This is a genomic window from Mycolicibacterium confluentis, assembly GCF_010729895.1.
Classification (GTDB): domain Bacteria; phylum Actinomycetota; class Actinomycetes; order Mycobacteriales; family Mycobacteriaceae; genus Mycobacterium; species Mycobacterium confluentis.
Genome location: NZ_AP022612.1, coordinates 5,443,147 through 5,467,796, shown reverse-complemented (window position 1 = coordinate 5,467,796; position 24,650 = coordinate 5,443,147). Strand labels below are relative to the sequence as shown.

At 69.2% G+C, this 24,650-nt stretch carries 21 protein-coding genes; 6 read left to right on the top strand and 15 right to left on the bottom strand.

The window, feature by feature from the left end; genetic code table 11:
* Positions 1–136: 136 nt before the first annotated feature.
* Positions 137–862: an acetyltransferase gene (locus tag G6N34_RS25670; RefSeq protein WP_085152279.1), complete on the top strand. Its 726-nt coding sequence runs from the start codon at positions 137–139 to the stop codon at positions 860–862.
* Between the two features lie 95 nt (positions 863–957).
* Here G6N34_RS25670 and G6N34_RS25665 read toward each other — a convergent pair whose 3' ends face one another.
* The 8 genes from G6N34_RS25665 to G6N34_RS25630 form a co-directional block, all read right to left on the bottom strand.
* Positions 958–2,169: an N-acetylmuramoyl-L-alanine amidase gene (locus tag G6N34_RS25665; protein WP_085152278.1), complete on the bottom strand. Its 1,212-nt coding sequence runs from the start codon at positions 2,167–2,169 to the stop codon at positions 958–960.
* 159 nt (positions 2,170–2,328) lie between these two features.
* Positions 2,329–2,661, bottom strand: coding sequence for a thioredoxin (gene trxA, locus G6N34_RS25660; protein WP_085152277.1), 333 nt, complete (start codon positions 2,659–2,661; stop codon positions 2,329–2,331).
* Entirely contained in the window at positions 2,658–3,629 is a 972-nt protein-coding gene (gene trxB / locus G6N34_RS25655) for a thioredoxin-disulfide reductase (RefSeq protein ID WP_085152276.1), read from the bottom strand. Before trxB ends, trxA begins: the two co-directional genes overlap by 4 nt.
* 132 nt (positions 3,630–3,761) lie before the next feature.
* Positions 3,762–4,304 (bottom strand): RsmA family anti-sigma factor, encoded by a 543-nt coding sequence (locus tag G6N34_RS25650; protein ID WP_272937824.1) that lies wholly within the window; start codon positions 4,302–4,304, stop codon positions 3,762–3,764.
* Between the two features lie 4 nt (positions 4,305–4,308).
* Positions 4,309–4,884: an RNA polymerase sigma factor SigM gene (sigM, locus tag G6N34_RS25645; protein ID WP_085152275.1), complete on the bottom strand. Its 576-nt coding sequence runs from the start codon at positions 4,882–4,884 to the stop codon at positions 4,309–4,311.
* A 69-nt stretch (positions 4,885–4,953) separates the two neighbouring features.
* A complete protein-coding gene (gene murJ / locus G6N34_RS25640; RefSeq protein WP_085152274.1) occupies positions 4,954–8,535 on the bottom strand; it encodes a murein biosynthesis integral membrane protein MurJ in 3,582 nt (1,193 codons plus the stop codon).
* Complete coding sequence (locus G6N34_RS25635) at positions 8,532–10,865, bottom strand: hypothetical protein (protein WP_085152273.1); 2,334 nt, start codon at positions 10,863–10,865, stop codon at positions 8,532–8,534. The genes murJ and G6N34_RS25635 overlap by 4 nt, the downstream gene beginning before the upstream one ends.
* Positions 10,862–11,641: an NUDIX hydrolase gene (locus G6N34_RS25630; protein WP_179965801.1), complete on the bottom strand. Its 780-nt coding sequence runs from the start codon at positions 11,639–11,641 to the stop codon at positions 10,862–10,864. The genes G6N34_RS25635 and G6N34_RS25630 overlap by 4 nt, the downstream gene beginning before the upstream one ends.
* A gap of 112 nt (positions 11,642–11,753) precedes the next feature.
* Between G6N34_RS25630 and G6N34_RS25625 the strand changes: the two genes are divergently transcribed.
* Positions 11,754–13,250: a CCA tRNA nucleotidyltransferase gene (locus G6N34_RS25625; RefSeq protein ID WP_085152272.1), complete on the top strand. Its 1,497-nt coding sequence runs from the start codon at positions 11,754–11,756 to the stop codon at positions 13,248–13,250.
* 5 nt (positions 13,251–13,255) lie between these two features.
* Positions 13,256–13,786: a pullulanase gene (locus tag G6N34_RS25620; RefSeq protein ID WP_085152271.1), complete on the top strand. Its 531-nt coding sequence runs from the start codon at positions 13,256–13,258 to the stop codon at positions 13,784–13,786.
* A gap of 75 nt (positions 13,787–13,861) precedes the next feature.
* Here G6N34_RS25620 and G6N34_RS25615 read toward each other — a convergent pair whose 3' ends face one another.
* Together G6N34_RS25615 and G6N34_RS25610 are read right to left on the bottom strand one after the other, a co-directional pair.
* Entirely contained in the window at positions 13,862–14,632 is a 771-nt protein-coding gene (locus tag G6N34_RS25615) for a TIGR03084 family metal-binding protein (protein WP_085152270.1), read from the bottom strand.
* A gap of 16 nt (positions 14,633–14,648) precedes the next feature.
* The gene (locus tag G6N34_RS25610) at positions 14,649–15,929 is read right to left on the bottom strand and encodes an MFS transporter (protein WP_085152269.1); all 1,281 of its coding nucleotides are present in this window, start codon (positions 15,927–15,929) and stop codon (positions 14,649–14,651) included.
* 117 nt (positions 15,930–16,046) lie between these two features.
* Here G6N34_RS25610 and G6N34_RS25605 point away from each other — a divergent pair, with 117 nt between their 5' ends.
* Positions 16,047–16,652, top strand: a complete 606-nt coding sequence (locus tag G6N34_RS25605) for a YqgE/AlgH family protein (protein WP_085152268.1) — start codon at positions 16,047–16,049, stop codon at positions 16,650–16,652.
* A 4-nt stretch (positions 16,653–16,656) separates the two neighbouring features.
* Here the strand turns inward: G6N34_RS25605 and purU are convergent, their stop codons facing one another.
* The 3 genes from purU to G6N34_RS25590 are packed head-to-tail and all read right to left on the bottom strand — an operon-like array spanning position 16,657 to position 18,868.
* On the bottom strand, positions 16,657–17,550 hold the full coding sequence (gene purU / locus G6N34_RS25600) for a formyltetrahydrofolate deformylase (protein WP_085152267.1): 894 nt from the start codon (positions 17,548–17,550) through the stop codon (positions 16,657–16,659).
* A gap of 13 nt (positions 17,551–17,563) precedes the next feature.
* Complete coding sequence (locus tag G6N34_RS25595) at positions 17,564–17,920, bottom strand: hypothetical protein (RefSeq protein ID WP_085152266.1); 357 nt, start codon at positions 17,918–17,920, stop codon at positions 17,564–17,566.
* 36 nt (positions 17,921–17,956) lie between these two features.
* Positions 17,957–18,868 carry an LpqN/LpqT family lipoprotein gene (locus tag G6N34_RS25590; RefSeq protein ID WP_085152265.1) on the bottom strand — a complete coding sequence of 304 codons (912 nt, stop codon included), beginning with the start codon at positions 18,866–18,868 and terminating at the stop codon, positions 17,957–17,959.
* 254 nt (positions 18,869–19,122) lie between these two features.
* Between G6N34_RS25590 and leuS the strand changes: the two genes are divergently transcribed.
* Positions 19,123–21,981 carry a leucine--tRNA ligase gene (leuS, locus tag G6N34_RS25585; RefSeq protein ID WP_085152264.1) on the top strand — a complete coding sequence of 953 codons (2,859 nt, stop codon included), beginning with the start codon at positions 19,123–19,125 and terminating at the stop codon, positions 21,979–21,981.
* A 73-nt stretch (positions 21,982–22,054) separates the two neighbouring features.
* Here leuS and G6N34_RS25580 read toward each other — a convergent pair whose 3' ends face one another.
* Positions 22,055–22,723 (bottom strand): SDR family oxidoreductase, encoded by a 669-nt coding sequence (locus tag G6N34_RS25580; protein ID WP_085152263.1) that lies wholly within the window; start codon positions 22,721–22,723, stop codon positions 22,055–22,057.
* Positions 22,724–22,794: 71 nt separating this feature from the next.
* Between G6N34_RS25580 and ggh the strand changes: the two genes are divergently transcribed.
* Entirely contained in the window at positions 22,795–24,135 is a 1,341-nt protein-coding gene (gene ggh, locus G6N34_RS25575) for a glucosylglycerate hydrolase (RefSeq protein WP_085152262.1), read from the top strand.
* Here ggh and G6N34_RS25570 read toward each other — a convergent pair whose 3' ends face one another.
* Entirely contained in the window at positions 24,136–24,612 is a 477-nt protein-coding gene (locus G6N34_RS25570; RefSeq protein ID WP_085152261.1) for a MarR family winged helix-turn-helix transcriptional regulator, read from the bottom strand.
* Positions 24,613–24,650: the final 38 nt, after the last annotated feature.

Here is a 24,650-nt window from a genome sequence, read left to right as displayed (position 1 = left end):
GCGCCACGTCCTCCAATGCCATTGGCGGCCAACCTGTTTGGTCAATTGCGGGCCAAACTGGTCAGCGTTGGCGTTCCTCTCCTATTCTGGAGATGCCGTCGGGCCCCGCTGGACGGCAGGAAGGTCTGAAACCCTAGTGTCTGCTCGCATATCGCCGCTTCGGCTCGAAGCCTTCGAGCAGCTGCCCAAGCATGCCCGGCGGTGCGTGTTCTGGGAGGTCGACCCCGACACGGTATCCGGCGATGATCACCTCACCGATCCCGAGTTTGAGAAGGAAGCATGGCTGTCGATGGTCATGCTCGAGTGGGGGTCGTGTGGACAGGTCGCGACGACGGCGGCCCCCGGCCAGAGTGTGGACGACGCCCCGTGTGTGGGGTACGCGCTCTACGCTCCACCGAATGCCGTACCGCGGGCACAGCGACTTCCAACCGGACCGGTCAGCGCGGACGCTGTTCTGCTGACGTCGATGGGGACCGAACCGGGTCACGAGTCCGACGGCCTCCCGCACACGCTGATCGCGCAGGTGGTGGCCGAACTGATACGCCGAGGAGTTCGCGCTCTTGAAGCGTTCGGCCGTACCGCCGAGACCGCGGAGCTTCTCGACGGCTCAGTCGGACCCGAGGACGAGGCGGCCGTCGCTGCGCTGGGGGAGTGCTCGTTCGACCAGTGCATGATCGATGCGGACTTTCTTCAGGACGTCGGCTTCGTGGTGGTGACGCCGCACCGGTTCTTCCCGCGCCTGCGTCTCGAACTCGACAAGGGACTGGGCTGGAAGGCCGAAGTCGAGGCCGCGCTCGAACGCCTCTTGGACAGTGCGGAGCTGCAGCAGCCGATCGGAGCGGTCACCGCAGGCAGCTTCTGACCGCGCTGCGTGCAAGGGATGGGCTCACGAGCCCGGTCTGTCATCGAAAGGGGATGGGCCTTGGCGCCGAGCCTGCTGTTGGCAGAGGGAAGGGGCTAGCGCCCGGCCTGCTCCACGGACAGTTCGTGGGCCAACAGCTCGGCGAACGTGAAAGTCCCTGTGGGACGGTCGTTCTTGCCCAGCAGGTACAGCCGCTTGACCGCCGCCAGCACACCTTCGGCGATGGCATCGCGGGTCTGTGTCGACACCAGCATCGACCGGTCCCGCGGATTGGTGATGTAGCCAACGTCGACCTGCACGGTGGGCATCCGGGTCAGACGCAGCAGGTCCCAGGTCCGGCCGTGTGTACGGCAGTCACGCAATCCGGTGCGGGCCACAACTTCACGCTGGATGAAGTCCGCGAGGTTGCGTCCGATGGTGGACACCGACCCGTGGGAATTGCCGAAGTGGAACGAGGCGACGCCGTTGGCGGCGGGGCTGGCCTGTGTGGCGCAGCGCAGGCTGATCATCAGGTCCGCGCCCACGGCGTTCGCGGTGGCCGCGCGCTGGGCATCGGTGGGACTGTGGTTGGCCGGCCGGGACAGGAATGTCTCCATGCCGATCGCCGTCATCCGGCCTTCGAGGCGACTGGCCAAGTCCCACAGGATGTCTGACTCACTGATCGGACCGTCGGGGCCCTGGGTGATCAGACCGTGGTCGGCACCGCCGAGACCCGGATCGATGATGATGCGCTTACCGGACAGTTTCGGCCCGGACCGGCGCACCAGCTCCTCCTCGCGGATCGCGTGCGGTGAACCGCCGGTGACCCGTGAGCCCAGGAAATACAGCGAGCGCAACGTCTCTGGGCCGCAGATGCCATCCGCGGACAGCCCGTACTCGCGCTGGTACGACATCAGAGCGTTGTGGGTCTGAAGGCCGAAGTACCCGTCGACCAGGCCGGTGTAGAAGCCGAGGTCCTGCAGGCGGGACTGCAGCGTCGCGACGTCGTCGCCGTACATGGGGGCGCCGAATTGGTGGTTCAGGGTTCGCGCGCCGAGGCGGTAGGACGCCTCTTTGATTGAGCGGTAGGTGGCCTCGCCCACGATGCCGTCGACGAGGAGGCCACGGCGCTGTTGGAATGCGCGCACGGCGTCGTCGAGTTCGGCGTCGAACAGATCCACCGCCACGTGTCTGCCCGTCGTCAGGTCGGAGTCGGGGCTGTCGATCAGACCCAGGGCTGCCAGGGCAGCTCGGATCTCGGTCACGGCAAGACCGCGGTCACCGAGGCGAAGCACGTCTGGCGTGTCTCCGTTGCGGGGACTCGACATCGGATATGACCCTTCGGTCGCGGCGGTCGGCGATCACATTCGAACGCCGTCCATGGCAGGGCAGACTTGCCAAGTATTGTCTCAGACCGCCGCCCGAATCGGGAAAACCCCAGGCCAATGCAGCGCGTCGAACGGCACCCAGGCGGATGCCGCCGACCGTCAGGACACGACGTCAGACAGTTCGCGAAGCAGGGCGGCCTTGCCCTTGGCGCCGACGATCCGCTTCACGGGTTCGCCGTCCTTGAACAGGATCAGGGTCGGGATCGACACCACCTGAAAGTCGCGGGCCGTGTTGGGATTCGCGTCGACGTCGAGCTTGGCCACCGTCAGCTGGCCGGACTTCTCGGCCGCGATCTCTTCGAGGACCGGTGCGACCATCCGGCACGGACCGCACCAGGTTGCCCAGAAGTCCACCAGCACAGGGGTGTTGCTGCTCAGGACGTCGTCGGAGAACGAGTCGTCGGAGACTTCGATGGTCGCCTTGTCGGTCATTGCTGGGCTCCAATCAGATCGATGTTCTCATCGCTGGCCTCGGCGAGCCAGCGCTCGGCGTCAATCGCGGCAGAACATCCGCTTCCCGCTGCGGTGATGGCCTGGCGGTAGGTCCGGTCCACCAGGTCGCCGGCGGCGAACACCCCCTCGACAGAGGTGGCGGTGGTGCGGCCCTGGACCTGCACGTAGCCGTCCGAGTCCACGTCGATGACGTCGCGGACCAGGCCGGAGCGGGGGTCATGGCCGATCGCCACGAAGACACCGGTCACGGCGAGTGTCGACTCCTCGCCGGTCAGGCTGTCCCGCACCCGCAGGCCCGACACCGTGTCGGTGCCCTCGACGGCGAGCACCTGCGTGTTGGTGAGGAACCGGATCTTGTCGTTGGTGCGCGCCCGCTCGAGCATGATCTTGGACGCGCGGAACTCGTCGCGGCGGTGGACGAGGGTCACACTGCGCGCGAAGCGGGTGAGGAAGGTCGCCTCCTCCATGGCCGAGTCGCCGCCGCCGATCACGGCGATGTCCTGGTCCTTGAAGAAGAATCCGTCACACGTGGCGCACGAGCTGACGCCGCGGCCGAGAAGCTCCTGCTCGCCGGGGACACCGAGGTAGCGCGGGGCGGCGCCCATCGCCAGGATCACGGCACGGGCGTGATAGGTCTCACCACCCGCGGTGGTCACGGTCTTGACGGGGCCCTGGAGCTGGACGTCCTCGACGTCCTCCATCTGCAGGTCGGCGCCGAAGCGGAGGGCCTGCTCGCGCATCTGGTCCATCAACTCCGGACCGGTGATGCCGTCCTTGAAGCCCGGGTAGTTCTCGACCTCGGTGGTGGTCATCAGGGCGCCGCCGAAGGACGTGCCCTCGAAGACCAGGGGAGCCAGCTGGGCGCGTGCCGTATAGACCGCAGCGGTGTAACCAGCCGGTCCGGAACCGATGATGATGACCTCATGGATGGTCGGGTTGTCGGTCATTCGGGCCTTTCTACCAAGCCGCCGATGGTGCCGGCGGCTGCACGTGTTCTAACACCAGCGTAAGGCGGGGTGTTCCCGCTGTGAGCGGGGCCTCGACGATCGTCCCACGCTGCGGCGCGGCGCGGCGTCTCGTCAGCCCGCGCCACCGGTCGATGGGGTGCGCGGGACGGTCCTGTCGGCCAGCAGACCCGTGTCGGCGGCACTGCAGTACGGCGCCACCGCGACGGCTGCGACGGTGTCCTCGGTGTCGCCGGGCAGCACCAGCAGCAGACCGGGCCGGCCGTCGACCACGACGGGACGTGCGCCCAACGCGACGGTGCCTGCGGGGTAGCCGAGGCCGGTCAGACATGACGCGCGCCTGCCGGGGTCACCGAGCGCGCCGTAGTCGGGAGGCTGCCGCAGCAGGGCCAGCACCTCGGTGTCGTTGAGCGGGACCGCAGGTGTGACGGTGATGTGCTGCAGCGACGTGGGCGCCGACGGGGTGTCCTGCGGGTGCCGAAGTAGGGCGACAGTCCCGAAGCCGACCGCGGCGACCGCAGCGGCTGCACCCATGAGCGCCGCGGCCAAGCGCAGCCTGCTGGTCCGCGTGCGGGGCGTCCCAGCGTGAGAGGGCACGCGTCCGGCGCCGGTCACCTGGTGGGTGGGCGGTTCAGGCTCGTGTGGCGCGGGCAGCACCCGATCAGTGTCCAGCAGGGGCGCACGCGGATTCCATCGAGGGGCCGAGCATCCTCGACAGCGCGGCCCGCGCTCGCGCCCGGCGACTCTTCACGGTGCCCTCTGGGACGCCGAGCAGGTGCGCGGCCTCCGAGATCGAGTGTCCGTGCAGATCGACCGCCAGGATGGCGGCGCGCTGGCCCAGCGGCAGGCGCAGCAGCGCGGAGTTGACGAGGATCGCGGTGTCGATCTGTTCGCGGCCGTCGACGGCGGCGTGCTCCCAGTCGTCGGTGCCGGACGAGCGGGGCTGGGTGGCGTTGCTGCGATGGCGGTCGACGCACGCATTGCTGACGATCCGGTACAGCCAACTGGTGACGGCGGCCTGATGACGGAACAGGGCTGCCCCACGGTGTGCCGCCAGCATGGCCTCCTGAAGCGCGTCGGCGGCATCTTCGGGATTGGCGCAGCGCAGTGCCGCGAACCGGCTCAACCGGTCCACATGGCGCAGGTACAACTCGGCGAACGCCCGGCCGTCTCCGGCGGCATGCGCCGCGAGGAGTTCGGCGTCGCTGCGGGGTGCCGAGATCGGGGTGGTGACCACGCGCCGGACGGTAGGCCGGTCACGCGGTCACGGCACTTCACCGCGGGTGCGGGCTGTGTACAGCCGATGTCACTCGGCGGCGTTGAGGGTGATCTCGGAGATGTCGGTGCGGCTCTTGCCATCGACGGAGCCCAGCGTCGAAATCCACACCAGCACATTGGAGGTGGGTTCGGAGGCGTTGACCTCGATGGTGTTCTTGCCGCGCTGCAGCGTCTTCGGGTCGGTGAGCGCGGTAGTGTCCTCGAGGCTGCTGGGGCTCGACGTCGACGACGACCGGATCTGGATCGCGGTGCCGGTGCTGGTGACGTCGACGGTCACCGAGCCCAGCGTGATCGGTTCGGGCAGGGTCAGCATCAGGCCCACCCCGTTCTTGAACCCAGGGAACGGCGACGGGTCGGAGTAGGTGTCGGTGGGCCACGCGGTCGAGGGGTCGCCGTCGATGGCCAATCCGGCCTTGCCGGGTTCGTCGGCCTCGCCCTCGGGTGAAAACACCGTGGCGCGAACGGGTTTCACGGACGAACCGGTGGCACTCGTGGCAGTGTCGGTGGCCGAGCTCTGGGGATTCAGGCCCAGCTGATCGCCGTCCAGGCCGCCGCCGACATCACCGAAGATCCGACCCAGCACGGACGCCAGCACGATCAGCGCCACCAACACGATGGCGCCGGCGATGCCGCCACCGATCATGAGCACCTTCCGCCGCCTCGCCTGCGCCGCTTCGTCCGAGTCGGCGACCGTGGGGCGGGCGTTGTCCTCCTTGACGGGTTCGATCAACTCGGTGCGGTCGGCGACAGCGGTCGCCTGCTGAAGCAGGTTCAACAGTGTTGGGGCGGTGCGGATCCCGCCGCCCTCCTGCACCGAGCGTGCAGCGGCCGCCGAAATCTGGAACGGAATCGCCCGGTCGATCGAGCGCGGTTCGACCGGTTGACCCGCCGGGTCGAGGTCGGCGGGTTCGAGGCCGCTGGGAGTGCCGCGCACGGGCAGCGGCCACCGGTTGACCAGGAGCGCATACAACGCCGCGCCAGCGCCGCGGATGTCGTCCTCGGGCGTCGCGTCGGGCAGGGTACCTGGGAACGCCAGCACCACATCGCCTTCCACGCTGACGCGGATGCGACCGGGATGGTCCAGCGACAGCGCGACACCGGCCTGATGGGCGGCCTCGGCCGCCGCCGCCAGCGACTGCACGGCGCGCGCCCCGCCGATGGGGGAGGGCGACGTCGCGGCGACCTCCTCCAGCGACCCACCGCGAATCCACTCGGACACGATCAGCCCGCCGGCCCCGGTGTCGGCGACATCCAGGATCCGGGCCACACCGTTGGCCTCGACGCGGCTCAGTTTCATTGTGCGCGAGAGGATCTGCTGTACGACACTGTCGGGCAGCGCACCTTCGGGGTCGACGAAGGTCAGCGCGACCTGGCGGTCCAATGCCGTGTCGAGGGCCTGCCAGAACTGCAGATGCTCAGGCCCACCGTGGAACACCAGCAGGCGGTAGCGGCCGTCGGCGATGCTGGCCCCAGCGATGAGGTAGACGTCCTCGTCGGCTGCGGGATCGACGGAACGCTCGCGCGGCGCGTCGAAGGCCAGCGGTTCCCGGCTGGGATCACCCGCGAAGTCTCCGCGTGGCCGGGCCGGCGGCACCACATCGGTGGGCTGCTGGCTGGACGACGACGGCGCGGCATCGGGCTGGAAGTCCTCGGGGGAGGTCCGAGGGAGCTTCGCGGTGGCGTCCGGGGTCGGGTCGACCGAAGGTGTCTCGCCTGCCACCGCTCCTCCTGCGACTCCAACACCGGCAACCGTTGCCGGGGTCCCCAGTGGGAATGGCTCGGAGGTACGTTCCTGTCCCGTTCCCGCCGAATTCCTCTGCTCAGGGTACTTGACCGCACTATTCACCGGATGCGAGTCGGCCTCCACGGAACGAGTTGCGGCTACCCCGTGACCTGGTCGTAGCCGGCGCAGGACGGCGTCGCGCGCCGCGACGGCCTCTGGGACGCGGGCGGCCAGCATCACGCCGATCACGATCGGCAGCATGATCACGCCGAGCACCACCAGCCTGAGCAGGGAGCCGGCACCACCCGCGGCCTCGGTGAGCGACGCGAGGCTCAGCAGCCGGTCGGCGAGGTATCCGAGCAGACCCGAGGCCAGCGACGCCGCCAGGGTCACCAGGATGGTGCGAACCACGGGAAGGCCCAGCAGTTGTCCGCGGGGTGGCCGCAGCGTGCGCCGCAGCAGGATGTGACCGGCGATCGCGCCGACAAGGAAGCCCAGCCCGTTGGCCAGCCCGAGGAACCCGGCCACCAGCTCCGGGTTGTCGGTCATGTGCGGGGCGAGCAGCGAGGCCGCGATCTTGACGATGGTGATCACGACGATGATCGCGATGGGGATCCACGGCTGCTCGCGGGCGTAGAAGACGCGCAGTTGCAGCAGCACGAGCGCGTACGGGATCAGGGTGAACGACGACAGCGCGATCGAGACACCGAGGTAGTGGGCGTCGACATCGCCGAACTTGCCGTAGGCGAACAGCGCGCTGCCGATCGCAGGCCCGGCGACGGTCATGAACGCCACGATCGGGATCAACGTGATCATGGTCAGCCGCGTGGCCAGCGACAGGTCGGCCAGCACCGCGGGGGTGTCGTTGGCCGCCGCGTTGCGACTCAGCCGCGGCATGACGACGGTCAGCACCGTCACGCCGATCATGCCGAAGGGCAGCATGAGCACGAGCCAGGTGTAGTTGTAGATCGCCGGTCCTGAAGCCGCTGCTGTGCTGGCGATCTGGTTGCCGACCACCAGGCCGATCTGGCTGATCAGGACGTAGAGAACCATGGCCGCGGCCATCGTTCCGAAGCGTTTGAGGCGGTCGTCCACACCCCACAGCGGTCGCAGGCTGATGCGCTCGCGCCGGATCGCGATGAACAGCACGGCGGTCTGTGCCACCACACCCAGCGTGGTGCCGATGCCCAGCACCAGCAGTTTGGCGTTGCCCATCTCGACCGGATCCACCGAGAGTTCGCCCGGCACGGCCAGATACAGGCCCAGCGTCGCGATCGCGACCACGTTGTTGACCACCGGCGCCCACGCCGGGGCCCGAAACTCGTTGCGGTTGTTCAAGATCGCCATGAACACCGACGACAACCCGTAGAAGATCACCTGCGGCAGAAGCAGATACGCGAACGCCGTGGTCAGCGGCTCGTTCACCTGGGGGTCGCTACCCAGCATCAGTCGCACCAGCACCGGCGCGCCCAGCACCGACAGCACCGTCGTGACCAGCAGCAGGGTGGTGGCCAGCGTGACCAGGCGGCGGACGAAGGCCGCACCGCCGTCGGGGTCGTCGAGTTCGGCCCGGGCCAGCACCGGCACAAAGATCGCGGTGAAGGTCGCCTCGAGGACCAGGGCCGCGACCAGGTTGGGCAACTGGTTGGCCACGGTGAACGAACTCGACAGTGCGGCGCCCAGGATCGCGGCCAGCAGCACGATGCGGATAAAGCCCGTGATGCGGCTGATCAGGGTCGCGAACGCCATGCCCCATGACCGCGACACCACGGCCGAGTCGGAAAGCTCGGGTCGTGCCGCGGGACGCCGCGCGGTCGGCGGCGGCGCGGTCGGCCCGCGCCGGGCGCGTGGAGCGGGTCGGCGGCGGGCGTCGTGGGGAGCGTTCATGATGAGGTTGGTGCGGTCCGGTCGTCAGGCCGGTCTAGGTCGGCGCGGTCGGGTTGACCGCGGAAACGATGCCACAGCCGTCGCGCGGTGAGTGTCACCAGGACGGCCGCGGCGGCCAGGGTGATGAAGAACAGCACCTTGCCGTAGGCGTTGGAGTGCACCGACAGCCGCACCGGTTCACCCAGGGACAGGCCGGCCGGGGTCTGCAGGGACACGTCGACCGCGACGCGCTGCGTGAAGTGCACCTCGATCGGGACGCGGATCGGCAGGTATCCCGGCGGCAGCTCCTGCTCACCGATGTCGGTCACCGCCATACCCGGCGGCGCATCGACCGACAGCCGCACCCGGATCGGCACCGCGAGGTCGTTGCGCAGGGCCAGCGGCAGGGGGCTGCGCTCGGTGGCCAGCGTGTAGGAGCCGCCGGGATTGACGATCGTCACGGCATTGAACAGGTCATTGATCGTGGCTCCGACGACCCCGAGTCGCGCGGCCGCCAGTTCATTGCGCATCGCGGGCCGCTCGGCCTGACTCAGAGCGCGCAGCATGTCCTCGCGCAGCGGCGCGGTGTACTGGATCCCGGTCAGCCCGGTCTGCGGGTTGGTGGTCAGCGCGGCCGTCAGCCCCCATAGGCGTTCGACCTGCCAGCTGATGAGGTCGGTGACCTCGTCGTCGAACCGCGTCCCTGGGGGCGTGCCGGACACGGCCGCGGGGTCCGGTGGCGCGGACAGCGCCGCGGCGCCGGCCACGACGTCGGGCAGCGGTCGTGGGACGGCCAACCCGGACCGGATCATGGTCCCCAAGGTCGTCAGGATCGCCTGGGCGTCGGTGGGCTCGAGGTTCCACTTCAGCGGCGGCATCAGGAACTGCGCCCGCGGGTCTGCGTCGGGCTGCAGGCTGCGCCAGAGCATCGCGGCCAGCGCGTCCTGCCGCCTCGCGGTGCGGGACGCATCACGGGTGGGGACTTTGAGCGCCGCGTCGAGGTAGTTCGGCTCGACGGGCTCGGACCCCACCGCCGCGAGCGCGGCACCGACCGCGGGATCGAACGGTGCGAGCACGACATTCCGTGAGGCTCGCCGGACCGCGAGATCGGCGTCGGTGCCGTCCTCGGTGGAGTTGTGGGCCGCGGCCAGGGCCACGGTCGGGCCCTGGACGTCGAGCAGTTCCGTCGTCCGCTCGGTCAGCGGTTCGTCACCGAGCAGCGTCGCGCCGCGCACCGAACGCACCCCGAGCAGTTGGTCGACGAGATCGGCCGCGCCGGTGGTGGCGAAGCCGCTGAGCCTGGGATCGTTGACGCGCTGCAGCGCGTCCAGGTCGGCCTGCGCGTAGGGCGTCGCGATGACGCACATGCGGGCCGCGAGTGCGCGCAGTCGTTCCAGCCACGCCGAGGCGGCCTCGCTGCCGGTGCCGGGATGGCTTGCAGTGCTCAGCCCGTCGTCGCTGTCGGCGACCGTGTAACCGGCGGTCATCGCATTCACGGTGACCAGCAGGTCGGGGTCCACCGCGAGGCACAGTGCGCGCCCGACCTCGTTCTCGGGATCGACCGCGGGGTTCGTCGCGAACTCGGCGGCACCGAGCAGGGTGTCCAGGCGGCCGCCCTCGGCCAGCGACGTGGCCAATTCGTCGTCCATGAGGCGGACGGGAGTGGTGCCGCCCGGCACGCCGGGGGCCAGCCGCGGCCGGTCGGCCAGCGGCCAGATCATGGTCAGCTGCACGGGCCGGGTGGTGTCGGGCGGCACCACTCCGTCGACGCCGCTGGGCACGGGAGCCTCGGCACCGGCCTCGCGGGGCAGCCCGAGGACCGGAAGAAGGAAGCGGGCGTCGTCGAGGCGCGCCGGGGCGCCGTAGTCGGGGGTGCCGTTGATGTTGACCAGCAGGGGGTACACCCCCGGCCCGTCGATGCCCAGCGTGGGCTGGTCGGCCGAGCGCAGGGGATAGATGAAGCGGAACGTCGCCTCTTTCCCACGGTCGAGTTGCCCCGAGACTGCGACGAATTCGCCGACCGCCCCGTACTGGTCGGTGGTGCCGGTCAGGGCGGTGCGCAGCGTGGACGACATGGCGACGCCGGGCGCGTGCTCAAGGCGGGCGACCACGTCGCGGACCGGGCGATCGCCGACGTTGGTCACGGTGCCGGTGACGGTGACGGTCGGCTCGCTGGCGGTGGTCACCACGTCGGGCGTCACGCTGTCGATGCGCACGATGACGAACGGTGCCTCGCCGGGCTCACCCGCGGCCGCCTTCGGCACGAGGGCCGGAAGCAGTGCCAGCAGAACAACGAGGAGCAGTGTCGCGCAGCGTGACACCGCGAGAGATCGGTGCCGAGACGTCGTCATTGCTGTGGTCCGCGACCGCCCGCTCGGCCGGCCGCGGAACCGTCCGGTCGGTGGTTGCGGGTGCGCGAGTGGGTCTGGGGGCGGCGGCGCGGCGCGCTCGGCGGCAGCGGCGGCAACGCCGACGGGCCGTCGCTCTGCAGTTTGTTGATCAGCTCACCCGCGACTTCGGCCAGGCGGCGCTCGTCGGCGTAGGCGAGCCGGGACGGCAGTTCGTGCAGCGGGACCCAGGCCACTTCGGCGACCTCGACGTCCTCGTCGGACAGCTCGCCGCCGGAGAACCGCAGCAGATAGTGATGCACGGTCTTGTGCACTCGCCGGCCCTCGGTGACGAACCAGTAGTCGATGCTGCCCAGCGCGGCCAGCACGGTGCCCTGAATGCCGGTCTCCTCGGCCACCTCGCGGATCGCGGTCTGCTCGGCGGTCTCGCCCTGTTCGATGTGTCCCTTGGGCAGTGACCACAGCATCCGTCCGCGGCGATCGATCCGGCCGATCAGCGCCGCGGTCTGCTCTTCCTGGGGGCCGTCGATACCGTCGATGACCAATCCACCGGCCGACGTCTCATGCACGGTCCGCAGGCGGGGCCGCTGCCTGCGGTTGCCCTTGTTGGAGTCCTTGGCCGCGGGACGGCTGGGCCGTTCCGGCTTGGGGACGGCGGGGGCGGGTTCGGCGGCGGTGTCCGCGGCGCCGTTGGAGGCCGACTGGGCTGGTCCGGCGGCACGACGGCCACGGCGCCGGCCTCGGCGCCGTCGCGGTTTGGCCTGTTCGCCGTCGGACACCCAAGCGATAGTAGCTGGCACGTTGGGGGCCAACGTGCGCACTCGCCGGTGTTCGCGGGGCGCCTGCGGCGGCATTAGGCCGCTGTCCTCCTGCGCATTAGGCTCATCGAACGTGTCCGACCCCCGTCCGCCCGCAGCCGCTGATGAACCCGCGGCCGTTGACGACGCCACGCTCCTGGCCCGCGCCGCGGTGGCGCTGAACAAGCACGCTGAGCCGTTGCGTGAGCTCGGGGCCCTGTTCACCGAGGCGGGGCAGCCGTTGTATCTGGTGGGCGGCAGTGTGCGTGACGCGCTGCTGGGCCGCCTGGGCGCCGACTTGGACTTCACCACCCCGGCCCGGCCCGACGAGGTGCAGCGGATCGTTCGCCCCTGGGCCGACGGCATGTGGGAAGCGGGCATCGAGTTCGGCACCGTGGGTGTGGCGCGCCGCGGGCATCGAGTCGAGATCACCACGTTCCGCGCCGACACCTATGACCAGGTGTCCCGCAATCCGCAGGTGCGCTTCGGTGACCGCCTCGAGGACGATCTGGTGCGGCGGGACTTCACGGTCAACGCCATGGCCGTACGCCTCGATCCGGACCGGCCAGGTGGCATCGGGGAGTTCCTCGATCCGCTGGACGGGCTGTCCGCGCTGCGCGCCGGCGTGCTCGACACCCCGTCGGCCCCCGAGGTGTCGTTCGGCGACGATCCGCTGCGCATGCTGCGTGCCGCGCGCTTCGTCTCTCAACTGCAGTTCGCGGTGGCGCCCCGGGTGCGCAAGGCGATCGAGGAGATGGCGCCCGAACTGTCCCGTATCACCGCGGAACGGGTGGCCGCGGAACTGGACAAGCTGCTCGTGGGCGCGGACCCCGTCGCGGGGATCGACCTGATGGTGCAGACCGGCATGGGTGATCAGGTGCTGCCCGAGGTCGGCGGCATGCGGATGGCGATCGACGAGCATCATCAGCACAAGGACGTCTACCAGCACTCGCTGACGGTGCTTCGGCAGGCCATCGATCTGGAGGAGCCGGCCGAGGCCCCCGATCTGGTGCTGCGGTGGGCCGCGCTGCTGCACGACATCGGCAAGCCCGCGACCCGTCGTCACGAAGCCGACGGCGGTGTGAGTTTCCACCACCACGAGGTGGTGGGGGCCAAGATGACCCGCAAGCGCATGCGCGTGCTGAAGTACTCCAAGCAGATGGTCGACGACGTCTCGCAGCTGGTGTATCTGCATCTGCGCTTCCACGGCTACGGCGACGGCAGGTGGACCGATTCGGCGGTGCGCCGCTATGTGACCGATGCCGGTCCGCTGCTGAACCGCCTGCACAAGCTGGTGCGCGCCGACTGCACGACGCGCAACAAGCGCCGCGCCGCACGTCTGCAGGCCAACTATGACGATCTCGAAGAGCGGATCGCGGTGCTCGAGGCCAAGGAGGATCTGGCGCGGGTGCGGCCGGACCTCGACGGCAACGAGATCATGAAGCTGCTCGACATCCCGGCCGGTCCCGAGGTGGGACGTGCCTGGAATTACCTCAAGGAACTTCGACTGGACCGCGGCCCCCTCGACCACGACGAGGCCGTCGCCGAACTTCTGCGATGGTGGAACGAAGAGGGCTCCGCCTCCGTCTGATCCGTATGGATTACTGCCTGGGAGCCGGTGACGGCACGGCGTCGATGTTCAGTGGTGCCCCCGATGTGGACCTCGACGGTGACGGGGTGCTGGACGCGGTCGCGCTGGACTTCGACGGGGACGGACTGCACGACGACGTGCTCGCGGATCTGGACGCCGACGGTATTGCCGATCATGCGGTGCTGGACCACGCCGCGCCGGACGCCGAATGGTTCACCGACGACGGGTCGGGGACGTGGGCGGTGGCCGCGACGGCGGCGGGGTCTGGCGCCGCGACGCCGTCGAGCACCGGATCGGCGCTGCGCTGGCAGTCGCTGGACGGCGTCGAGCTGACCGGCGGGCCGTTGGTGGACTTCGACGCCGACGGCGAGGTCGATGACCGCCTTCTCGACAGTGACGGTGACGGCCTGGCCGACCGCGTGATCGCCGAGGACCGCAGCAGCGGGTACGTCGACACCGACGGTGACGGGCGGATGGACGTCAGGCTGGTCGACTCGGACGGGGACGGCTTGGCCGATGACGCCGGCCAGCTGTGAGGCTGGGCGCGCGCCCGCAAGCCGCCAGGTGGGGGTGTGAACAAGTCAACTCTCGGCGAGCCCAGCGCCAAGCACCTACCGCCCCTCCCCGGGCGGGCCCGCGAACGCCTGCGCGATCGTCAGCCAGTGCTCGGCATCGACTCCTTCGGCGACGACGTCCAACTCGGACCGCGGCCGACGCTGCGTGACCAGCGCGCAGAAGTCCTCGGCCGAACCGGTGACCCGTTGCGCGGCGTCGACGGGCCCCCACGACCAGGTCTGACCGTCGGGCGCGCGTAGTTCCACGTGAAACGTTGACGTCGGTGGAGCCTCGTCGTGCACCGTGTATGCGAAGTCGCGGGTCCGAACACCCAGGTGCGCAATGGACTTCAGCCGGTTCGTCGCGGGCCGCGAAACACCCAGCGCGTCGGCGACGTCGAGGCCGTGCGCCCACGTCTCCATGAGTCGCGCGGTGGCCATCGACGCCGCACTCATCGGCGGGCCGAACCACAACAGCTTGCGTCCGTCTGCGACCGTGCGCAGTGCGTCGTGCAGGCGCCCCCGCGTCGCGCGCCAATCCGCCAGCAGAGCATCCGGCGGACACGCGGCCAACTCCGCAGCAGCCGAGTCGACGAAGTCGGGTTCCGACTCAGCGTCGGCGAGCACGTTGGCAAACCGTGCCTCGTCGGTGATCGAGATCAGGGCGACCCGGTCGGTCCACAGCAGGTGCCCGATCTGGTGGGCGATGCTCCATCCGGGCGCCGGTGTGGGGGAGGCCCACAGTTCCGGTGGAAGGGGAGCGACCAGAGAGTCCAGTTCAGCGCTCTCGGCGGCGAGATCGTCGACGATCGGTCCAGCGTCGGCCATGGGCCCACGCTAGACCTCAGGTGGCGCGGCGACCGACGAACGCGTGGACGGCCAGGCCCAGGAGGTAGACCACCGACCCGGCCACGACGAGCAGCGGGGCGTGGCCGTCGGCGGGCACCACCGCCGCGGTCGCGGCGACGGCAGCGATGAACGACATCCAGAACAGCGAGTCCTGCACCGCGAACACGTGCCCGCGCAGCGCATCGTCGACGTCGATCTGCATGGCGCTGTCGGCGCACAGTTTGACCACCTGCCCGAGCGCGCCGAGCACGAACCCGCAGGCGACCATCACCGCGACCTGAATGCCGATCGCGGCGAGTTGCACGACGGCCGCGGCCCCCAACGCGAGGTTGGCCGTCGCGTAGCGACCCCACCGATGGACAAGCGCAGGGGTGATCACCGTGGCCAGAAAGGATCCGGTGCCCGCAGCGGCCGTGAAGATCACCGCGGAGCCCAGGCCGGGGACGGACACCGCCGGGATGTCGGTGTGCCGAACGATCACGAGAACCAGCAGTGAGTTGATGCCGAAGGCGATGCGATGGGCGGCCAGGCCGGACAGGGTCGCGGTCACCGAGGGCACGGCCAGGGCCGTGCGCGCACCGTGGACCCAACCGGTGGCGACGGCATAGAACACCGACCCGTGGATGGCGCGCGCGGTGTCGTCGGGACCGAGTACGTGCGACGGGAACCGCAGCGACAGCGCCAGCGCGATGCTGATCGGCACGGCGACCATGAAGATGATCGCCGACGACCCAGTGTCACCCGCCCCGAGCAGCCAACGCGGCAACAGCATGAACATCGCGCCGGCGAAGGTCGCGAGCGCGCCCGTCGCGGTGGCGACCGAGTTCATCGACACCACCTGGTCGCGCGGCACCACATGCGGCAGGGCCGCGGACAACCCGGAGGCGACGAAGCGGGTGAAGCCGTTGACGATCAGCGCGCCGCACAGGATGGCGATCTCGCTCGACCGGGTGGCCAGCAGTACTCCCACTCCCAGTGCGAGCAGCAGGCGCCCGGTGTTGGCGCCCACCAGCACCAGTCGGCGATCCCATCGATCCAGCAGAGCGCCCGCGAACGGGCCGAGCGCCGAGTACGGCAGGAACAGCACCGCGAACGCCCCGGCGATCTCCCACGGCGTGGCCGCGCGTTCGGGGTTGAACAGCAGGGCCCCGGCCAGTCCGGCCGAGAACAGGCCGTCGGCGAACTGGCTGACGACGCGGAGTTCGAGCAGGCGGCGGAAGTCGCGCAGGCCGCGCACTGATCGCCAGACGGCGAGCGTGCCGCGCGCGTCAACCACTCCCACACTCCTTGTTCACGGGATCCATCGATCGACGCCCCAGATCCCAGCGTACAAATATCCTTGCGCGCGGCGCTTGTTGGCCACAGTGGGGGCTTCGGGTGCCATGATGGAGCCATGCCTGGGCCAGAAGACCCTGAGGACTACGTCGCACCTGCGGCGCACCGGGTGCGTGCGGGAACACTGCTGCTGGCCAACACCGACCTGCTTGAGCCGACGTTCCGGCGCAGCGTGATCTATGTCGTCGAGCACAACGACGGCGGCACTCTGGGTGTCGTGCTCAACCGGCCCAGCGAGATGGCGGTCTACAACGTGCTGCCGCAGTGGGCGAAGCTGACCGCCAAGCCCAAGACGATGTTCGTCGGCGGTCCGGTCAAGCGGGACTCTGCGCTGTGCCTGGCGACGCTACGGGTCGGGGCGAACGCCCAAGGCGTGCCCGGTCTGCGGCACGTCTCGGGCCGCATCGTGATGGTCGACCTCGACGCCGACCCCGACGTGCTGGCTCCACTGCTCGAAGGCGTCCGGATCTTCGCGGGCTACTCGGGGTGGACCATCGGTCAGCTCGAGGGTGAGATCGAGCGCGAAGACTGGATTGTGTTGTCGGCGTTGCCCTCTGATGTGCTCGTCGAACCCAAGGTGGATCTGTGGTCCAGGGTGCTGCGCCGTCAGCCGTTGCCGCTGTCGATGCTGGCGACCCACCCCATCGACACCAGCCGCAACTGACCGACTAGAAGACGATCGTCTGATTGCCGTGTCGCACGACGCGGTCCTCGCAGTGCCACAACACGGCGCGGGACAGCACCACACGCTCGACGTCGGCGCCGAGTCGGCGCAGGTCATCCACGCCGTGGCGGTGATCCACCCGCACGACGTCCTGTTCGATGATCGGGCCCTCGTCGAGTTCCTCGGTGACGTAATGCGCCGTGGCGCCGACGAGTTTGACGCCGCGCTCCTTGGCCTTGCGGTACGGCGCCTCGCCGACGAACGCCGGCAGGAACGAGTGGTGGATGTTGATCAGCGGGCAGCCGATCTCGCCGAGGAACCGCGGTGTCAGCACCTGCATGTAGCGCGCCAGCACGACGAGGTCGACGTTGCCGCGGAGCAGTTCCAGTTTGCGGGTCTCAGCTTCGGCGCGAATGTCCTTGTGGGCGGGCACATGTAGGAACGGCACGCCGAACGGGCGGACCTGATCGGCCAGGTCGGGGTGGTTGGAGATCACCATGACGACCGACATGTCCAACTCGCCCCGCCGGTTGCGCCACAGCAGGTCCAGCAGGCAGTGGTCCTCGCGGGAGGCCAGGATCGCCACGCGCTTGGGTTTGGCCGCCTCGGTCAGCTGGAAGTCCATCCCGAACTTTCCGGCCACCCGGTCGCTGAACGCGCGCTCCATCTCGTCGCGGGCCGCAGACAACCCGGGCATGTGAAAGATGGTGCGCTGCATGAAGGTTCCGCCGGTCTGGGCGGTGGAGTGCTGATCCAGCGAGATGATGTTCGCGCCGGCCTCGGACAGGAACGAACTGATCGACGCGACCAGTCCGGGTCGGTCGTCACAGCGCAGCAGCAGCCGACCGATGTCTTTGACGGGCAGGGACGTCGTCGAGGGGAAACCGCCCGTGGTCATCGACTGTGACTCCTCAGTGGCACGACAGGGTGCAGGCTGCGCAGCTTCCCGCGCAGTCGTCGGCGGGCGCCGCCGCGGCGGCCTGCTCGCGCTCCACGGCGAACCGAGCGCCCTGCCAGGAACCGGCGGCAATTGTGCCGATAGCGCCCAGCACGCAGACGATCAGTACCAGCAGACCCGTTCGCTGGTTGTCGGCGAGCGCCACCGCGCCTCCCGCGGCCAGCATCGCGGCGGCCGCCAACTGGGTCGGCGCGACAGCGCGACGCACCTGCACGGCGACATCGGCACTCGCGGGGCGGGTCAACGTCCACAGCCCGGATCCGGCCGACGCCACCGCCGCGCACAGGCACAGCACACCGGCGATCAACATGGGGGCCACCTTATCGAAGGTGCCTGGGTGCCTGTGCTAGCCGGTGGGCACGACGGGTGCCGGCAGGGCGGGCAGCACGTCGGGCGCGGGCGGCGCGGCCACTGGTGCGGGGGTGGCCGGCGCGGCCGCCGGATCGGTGACCCGGAAGCCGTTCACGATGGCATCCGTGGCATCTGCGGTGGCCACGGCCTGATTGACCGCGGTCGTGACCGACAGGCTGACCAGGTAGCGATCCGCGCCCGAGGTGGCGATGACGTGGCGTCGGGATGTGTTCAACGCCATATCGTTCTCGCGGTAGGTGCCCTCGATCAATGCCGACGGGAAGCCCCCGAACGGGACCAGCGACGCGCCGGTGGTCTGCCAGTTGTCCAACTGCTGACTGTCGACGTACCCGTGCGTGATGGCCTCGGTGGGTTCGAACGACCCGACCAGCTTGTAGATCACCACTTGGGCATTCGACGTGTACAGGCCGTCGCCGCCGACGCGGTCGGCGATCACGGCGTAGGCGTCGGGGACGTTGGGGTCGGGCACCTGGGTCCAGCCCGTGGGCATCGGCAGGGTGATCATCAGCGCGCGGAACTCTCGCGGATCCTGCGCCTCCAGAGCGACACCCTTGTCGGCGAAGTAGTCCCGCAGGGTGCCGGAGGTGGCGGGAATCAGCGCCGGGGTCGGCACGGCCTGGACCGGTTGCAGCGCCGTCTGGGGCGTCAGCGCGGTCTGGGTCAGCTGTGAGCTTGGCGTCAGCGGCAGCGTGCTGGGGGCCGGAGTCACACCGACGGACGTGGCCGCTGGATCGATGCTGACGGTCACCGGGGTGGGAACCGGCGCGGGTGGTCCGGGCACGATCGGTTCGGCAGCGGCGGTGGCGCCGGCGAACCCCATCACACCGGCGATGCCGGCAGCGGCTCCACCTGCGAGAACCCGCCAGCCACGGGTCATGGAGAACATTTTTCTCGGTCCTTCCCTGTCTTGCAGGCGAGGCCGAAGCCGCCTGCCGTCGACGACTGTGGCGCATACGCCACCCCAGGTCACGGGCCGACACTAACCACGCCTGGGCACCCCAACCAGCCCCGCGGGCGGGTTGGAACAGACCTGGAATCAACTGCTGACAGGTCCGCAACTCAACCGAGACCGTCCCGTTGCCGTCCACGGGCCGTTCGGCGGCTTTTTGGCCCGCGGCGCTGGCCTTATACCCTGTCTGGGTGACCGAACCCCAGACCGCCGGAGGAGCCGAATCCGACGCACCACAGTTCCGCTACAACGCAGAGTTGGCGGGTCGGATCGAGCAGGACTGGCAGGAGACCTGGGCCAGGCTCGGAACGTTCCACGTCCCCAACCCGGTGGGCGAACTGGCGCCGGCGGACGGTGCGCCGGTGCCGCAGGACAAGATGTTCGTGCAGGACATGTTCCCGTACCCGTCGGGCGACGGCCTGCACGTCGGTCACCCGCTCGGCTACATCGCCACCGATGTGTACGCCCGTTACTTCCGGATGACCGGGCGCAATGTGCTGCACGCCCTGGGCTTCGACGCCTTCGGTCTGCCCGCCGAGCAGTACGCCATCCAGACCGGCACGCATCCGCGGACGCGGACTGAAGCCAACATCGTCAACTTCCGCAGGCAGCTGGGTCGCCTGGGCCTGGGTCACGATGCCCGCCGCAGCTTCTCGACGACCGACGTCGACTACTACAAGTGGACGCAGTGGATCTTCCTGCAGATCTTCAACGCCTGGTTCGACACTGAGGCCAAGCGTGCGCGGCCCATCTCCGAGCTGGTCGCCGAATTCGAGTCCGGCGCACGGACTCTCGACGACGGTCGAGCCTGGTCTGAGTTGGACGCTGGTGCGCGCGCCGATGTGATCGACGGATACCGCCTGGTCTATCGGTCCGATTCGATGGTGAACTGGTGCCCCGGACTGGGCACGGTGCTGGCCAATGAAGAGGTCACCTCCGAGGGCCGAAGCGAGCGCGGCAACTTCCCGGTGTTCCGGAAGCGGTTGCGGCAGTGGATGATGCGGATCACCGCCTACTCCGATCGGCTTCTGGACGATCTCGACGTACTGGACTGGCCGGACAAGGTCAAGTCCATGCAGCGCAACTGGATCGGCCGCTCCGTCGGCGCCAACGTGCTCTTCGCGTCGGAGGCCGGTGACATCGAGGTGTTCACCACGCGGCCCGACACGCTGTTCGGGGCCACCTATCTGGTGCTCGCGCCCGAGCACGACCTGGTCGACACCCTGGTGAGCGCGCAGTGGCCCGACGGTGTCGATGAGCGCTGGACCTACGGCGCATCGACCCCGGCTGAGGCGGTCGCGGCCTACCGCAGGACCGTGTCCACCAAGTCGGAGCTGGAGCGCCAGGAGAACAAGACCAAGACCGGTGTGTTCCTGGGCGCCTATGCCACCAACCCGGTCAACGGCGCGCAGGTGCCGATCTTCATCGCCGACTACGTGCTGGCCGGCTACGGCACGGGCGCCATCATGGCCGTGCCCAGCGGTGATCAGCGTGACTGGGAGTTCGCAGGAGAGTTCGGCCTGCCGATCGTGGAAGTGGTTGCGGGCGGTGACGTCTCGCAGGGCGCGTACACCGGTGACGGCCTGCTGGTGAACTCCGACTACCTCAACGGCCTCAACGTCACCGACGGCAAGAAGGCCGTGACTGAGCGCCTGGTCGCCGACGGACGTGGTCAGCAGCGCGTCGAGTACAAGCTGCGGGACTGGCTCTTCGCGCGGCAGCGGTACTGGGGTGAGCCGTTCCCCATCGTCTACGACGCCGACGGCCGGGCCCACGGTCTGCCCGAATCGGCTCTGCCGGTGGAACTCCCGGACATCGAAGATTATTCGCCGGTGCTGTTCGACGCTGAGGACGCCGACAGCGAGCCGTCGCCTCCGTTGAACAAGGCCACCGAATGGGTGAATGTCGAGCTGGATCTCGGCGACGGTCTCAAGCCGTACAGCCGTGACACCAACGTCATGCCCCAGTGGGCCGGCAGTTCCTGGTACGAGCTGCGCTACTGCGATCCGCACAATCCGGATGCACTGTGCGACAAGGAGAATGAGCGGTACTGGATGGGGCCGCGGCCGGCCGAGCACGGTCCGGCCGATCCCGGTGGCGTGGACCTCTACGTCGGCGGTGTCGAGCATGCGGTGCTGCACCTGCTGTACTCGCGGTTCTGGCACAAGGTGCTCTTCGACCTCGGGCATGTCAGCTCCAGCGAGCCGTACCGTCGCCTGATCAACCAGGGCTACATCCAGGCCTTCGCCTACACCGACTCGCGCGGCGCCTACGTGCCGGCCGCCGAGGTCGTCGAGCGCGACGGCACGTTCTTCTGGGCGAGCCCCGACGGCGAGATCGAGGTCAACCAGGAGTTCGGCAAGATCGGCAAGAGCCTGAAGAACTCGATCTCACCGGACGAGATCTGCGAGGACTACGGCGCCGACACCCTGCGCATCTACGAGATGTCGATGGGACCGCTGGAGGCGTCTCGGCCGTGGGCCACCAAGGATGTCGTCGGCGCGCACCGCTTCCTGCAGCGCGTCTGGCGACTGGTGGTCGACGAGTTGACCGGCGCCGAGCGGGTCAGTGAGCACGAGGCGCTCGACGAGGCCACTCTCAAGGCGCTGCACCGCACGATCGCCGGTGTCGCGGAGGACTACGCGAACCTGCGCAACAACACCGCGGCGGCCAAGCTGATCGAGTACACCAACCACCTCACCAAGGAGGGGGTGACGGCGCGCGCGGCGATCGAACCGCTGGTGTTGATGCTGGCGCCGTTGGCCCCGCACGTCGCCGAGGAGTTGTGGCGTCGATTGGGCCACGATGGCTCGCTGGCTCATGGGCCGTTCCCGATCGCCGACGAGTCGTACCTGGTGGAGGACACCGTCGAGTATCCCGTGCAGGTCAACGGCAAGGTTCGTGGCCGGATCACGGTGTCCGCCGACGCCGACAAGTCGGTGCTTGAGGCCGCGGCGCTGGCCGACGAGAAGGTGCAGGCGTTCCTGGCCGGTGCCACGCCCAAGAAGGTCATTGTGGTGCCGGGCAAGTTGGTGAATATCGTCGCGTAAGCGACAGAGCCCGGCGTAAGCGACAGAGCCCGGCGTAAGCGACACAGCCCGGCGGGAGCGACAGGGCCCGCGGTCACCCGCGGGGTCTGACGACCACCTCGTGCACGTCGGCGTCGGGGGGCGTGGCGATCACATTGGCCACCACCTGCGCGACGGTCTCGGGTGACAGGAACCGCGCGGGGTCATACTCGCCGCCCTCGTAGGCCACCAGATCGCGCTGCATGTCGGTGTCGATGCGGCCGGGGTAGACGGTCGTGACGCGCAGCGCGGGTTCGTCGACGCGCAGCGAGTCGGCGAAGGCCCGCAGCGCGAACTTGCTCGCCGCATATGACGCCAGACCGGGGGAGGGGTTGCGCCCGGCCCCGGAGTTGATGAACACGACATGGCCGCGTGCCGCGCGCAGGGCCGGCAACAGGGCCAGTGTCAGCGCCACGGCCCCGACGACGTTGACCTCGAACGTCGCGCGCCACTCCTCGGCCGAGCTCTCGCCGACCCGGCCCGGAAAGGCCACCCCGGCACAGTGCACGAGCACGTCGAGTTCGGCGAGCACCTCGGTGCTGGCCTCGATGCTGGCCGGATCGGTGAGCTCCAACGGCCACGTCGGTGCGCCGAGGCGTTCGGCGACGGCGTCCAGTTCGGCCGACGGACGCCCGGCCAGCAGCAACGTGTGGGTCGGTTCCAGCGCGGTGGCGATGGCAGCCCCCAGTCCGCGCGAGGCACCCGTGATCAGAGCTGTCGGCATAGCGGCCAGCCTAATCGTGGCGTCGGTGCCCTCGGCGCGCGGTCGGCAGCGCGCCGAAGCACAATGAGAGCGTGGCCCCGGATCCCAGTTTCACCCCGACCCAGCTCTCGGCGCGCGCCGCTTACCTGCTGCGGGGCAATGATCTGGGCACCATGACGACGGCGGCGCCGCTGCTGTACCCGCACATGTGGAGTTGGGACGCGGCATTCGTCGCGGTGGGGTTGGCGCCGCTCAGTGTTGAGCGCGCGGTCGTCGAACTCGACACGCTGCTCTCAGCGCAGTGGACCAACGGCATGATCCCGCACATCGTGTTCGCCAATGGCGTCGACGGCTACTTTCCCGGACCCGCGCGGTGGGCGTGTTCGGCGCTCGCGGCGACCGCCCCGCGCAACCGCCACACGTCCGGAATCACGCAGCCGCCCGTGCACGCGATCGCGGTGCAGCGCATCCTCGACCATGCTCGCCGGCGGGGCCGGTCCACCCGCGCGGTCGCCGAGGCGTTCCTGGATCGCCGTTGGGATGACCTGGTGCGCTGGCACCGCTGGCTCGCCGAGCAGCGCGACCAGGGTTCGCGGGGCCGGATCACGCTGTACCACGGGTGGGAGTCCGGCATGGACAACTCACCACGGTGGGATGCCGCCTACGCCAACGTGATTCCCGGAGCTGTGCCGGAGTATCAGCGCGAGGACAACAACATCGTCACCGACGCCAGCCAGCGACCGTCGGACAACGAGTACGACCGCTATCTGTGGCTGCTGGAGGAGATGAAGGCCGCGAGGTACGACGACGAACTCCTGCCCAAGGTCATGAGTTTCGCGGTCGAGGACGTATTCGTGTCGGCCATCTTCTCGGTGGCCTGCTCGGTGCTGGCCGAGATCGGTGAGGAGCACAAGCGCCCGCTCGCCGATGTCCGCGAACTGTACGGCTGGGCCGACCGCTTCCGTGCCGGTGTCGTCGAGACCACCGACGAGAGAACGGGTGCGGCAAGGGATTACGACCTGCGCACGGAGCGCTTTGTCGCGACCGAGACGGTGGCGCAGTTCGCGCCGCTGCTGTGCGGGGGGCTGCCGCACGACAAGGAGCGCGCGCTGCTGCGGTTGATGGAGGGTCCGCGGTTCAGCGGCCATCCGGATCTGAAGTACTCCCTGATCCCGTCGACGTCTCCGGTGTCGCGCGACTTCCGGCCGCGGGAGTACTGGCGCGGCCCGGTGTGGCCGGTCGTCACGTGGTTGTTCTCGTGGTGCTTCGCGCGCCGCGGATGGGCCGAGCGCTCATCGATGCTGCGCCGAGAAGGCCTGCGGCAGGCCAGCGATGGCACGTTCGCCGAGTACTACGAGCCCTTCACCGGCGAGCCACTGGGCAGCATGCAGCAGTCGTGGACCGCGGCCGCGGTGTTGGACTGGCTGGGCTGATCAGTTTGCTGGGGTGGGCGCCGGCTCACCGGCCAGGCGCGACAGCGGCCCAAGGGCGGCCTCGAGCACCGTCAGATCCTCGGGGCTGAGTTCGCGGAGCATCGTGGCGAGGGCGGCGTGCCGATGCGCGAGTGCCTCGACGTGTTGGGCGCGGCCCTCGGGAGTGATCTCGACCAGCACCGCACGCAGGTCCGACGGATCCTTGCTCCGTTTGACCAGGCCCAGCTTCTCGAGGCGACGGATCGCCACCGTGGTCGTGGGCGTGCGCACGCGCTCGTGGGCGGCCAGTTCCGTCATCCTGATCGGTCCCTGATTGAGCAGGGTGACCAGGATCGAGAGTTGCGCGAGGGTCAGTTCGTCGGCCGCCTCACGGTGGGCATCCCCCCGCCGCAGGATGCCGAACAGTTTTGCCAGCGTACGGTGCAGACCCTCCGCAAGCTCGGTCACCTCAGGAACGGTGGCTTCGCTTTCTGCCATAGTTTGGCAGTCTAACCTGTCTGTGCCTGTCACGAGTT

Bases quoted from the DNA above. Each gene is read 5' to 3' on its own strand.
- G6N34_RS25665 (WP_085152278.1), bottom strand. From the start codon at position 2,169: ATGTCGAGTCCCCGCAACGGAGACACGCCAGACGTGCTTCGCCTCGGT.
- trxA (WP_085152277.1), bottom strand. From the start codon at position 2,661: ATGACCGACAAGGCGACCATCGAAGTCTCCGACGACTCGTTCTCCGAC.
- trxB (WP_085152276.1), bottom strand. From the start codon at position 3,629: ATGACCGACAACCCGACCATCCATGAGGTCATCATCATCGGTTCCGGA.
- murJ (WP_085152274.1), bottom strand. From the start codon at position 8,535: ATGAACGCTCCCCACGACGCCCGCCGCCGACCCGCTCCACGCGCCCGG.
- G6N34_RS25635 (WP_085152273.1), bottom strand. From the start codon at position 10,865: ATGACGACGTCTCGGCACCGATCTCTCGCGGTGTCACGCTGCGCGACA.
- G6N34_RS25620 (WP_085152271.1), top strand. From the start codon at position 13,256: ATGGATTACTGCCTGGGAGCCGGTGACGGCACGGCGTCGATGTTCAGT.
- G6N34_RS25615 (WP_085152270.1), bottom strand. From the start codon at position 14,632: ATGGCCGACGCTGGACCGATCGTCGACGATCTCGCCGCCGAGAGCGCT.
- G6N34_RS25605 (WP_085152268.1), top strand. From the start codon at position 16,047: ATGCCTGGGCCAGAAGACCCTGAGGACTACGTCGCACCTGCGGCGCAC.
- purU (WP_085152267.1), bottom strand. From the start codon at position 17,550: ATGACCACGGGCGGTTTCCCCTCGACGACGTCCCTGCCCGTCAAAGAC.
- G6N34_RS25595 (WP_085152266.1), bottom strand. From the start codon at position 17,920: ATGTTGATCGCCGGTGTGCTGTGCCTGTGCGCGGCGGTGGCGTCGGCC.
- G6N34_RS25590 (WP_085152265.1), bottom strand. From the start codon at position 18,868: ATGTTCTCCATGACCCGTGGCTGGCGGGTTCTCGCAGGTGGAGCCGCT.
- G6N34_RS25580 (WP_085152263.1), bottom strand. From the start codon at position 22,723: ATGCCGACAGCTCTGATCACGGGTGCCTCGCGCGGACTGGGGGCTGCC.
- G6N34_RS25570 (WP_085152261.1), bottom strand. From the start codon at position 24,612: ATGGCAGAAAGCGAAGCCACCGTTCCTGAGGTGACCGAGCTTGCGGAG.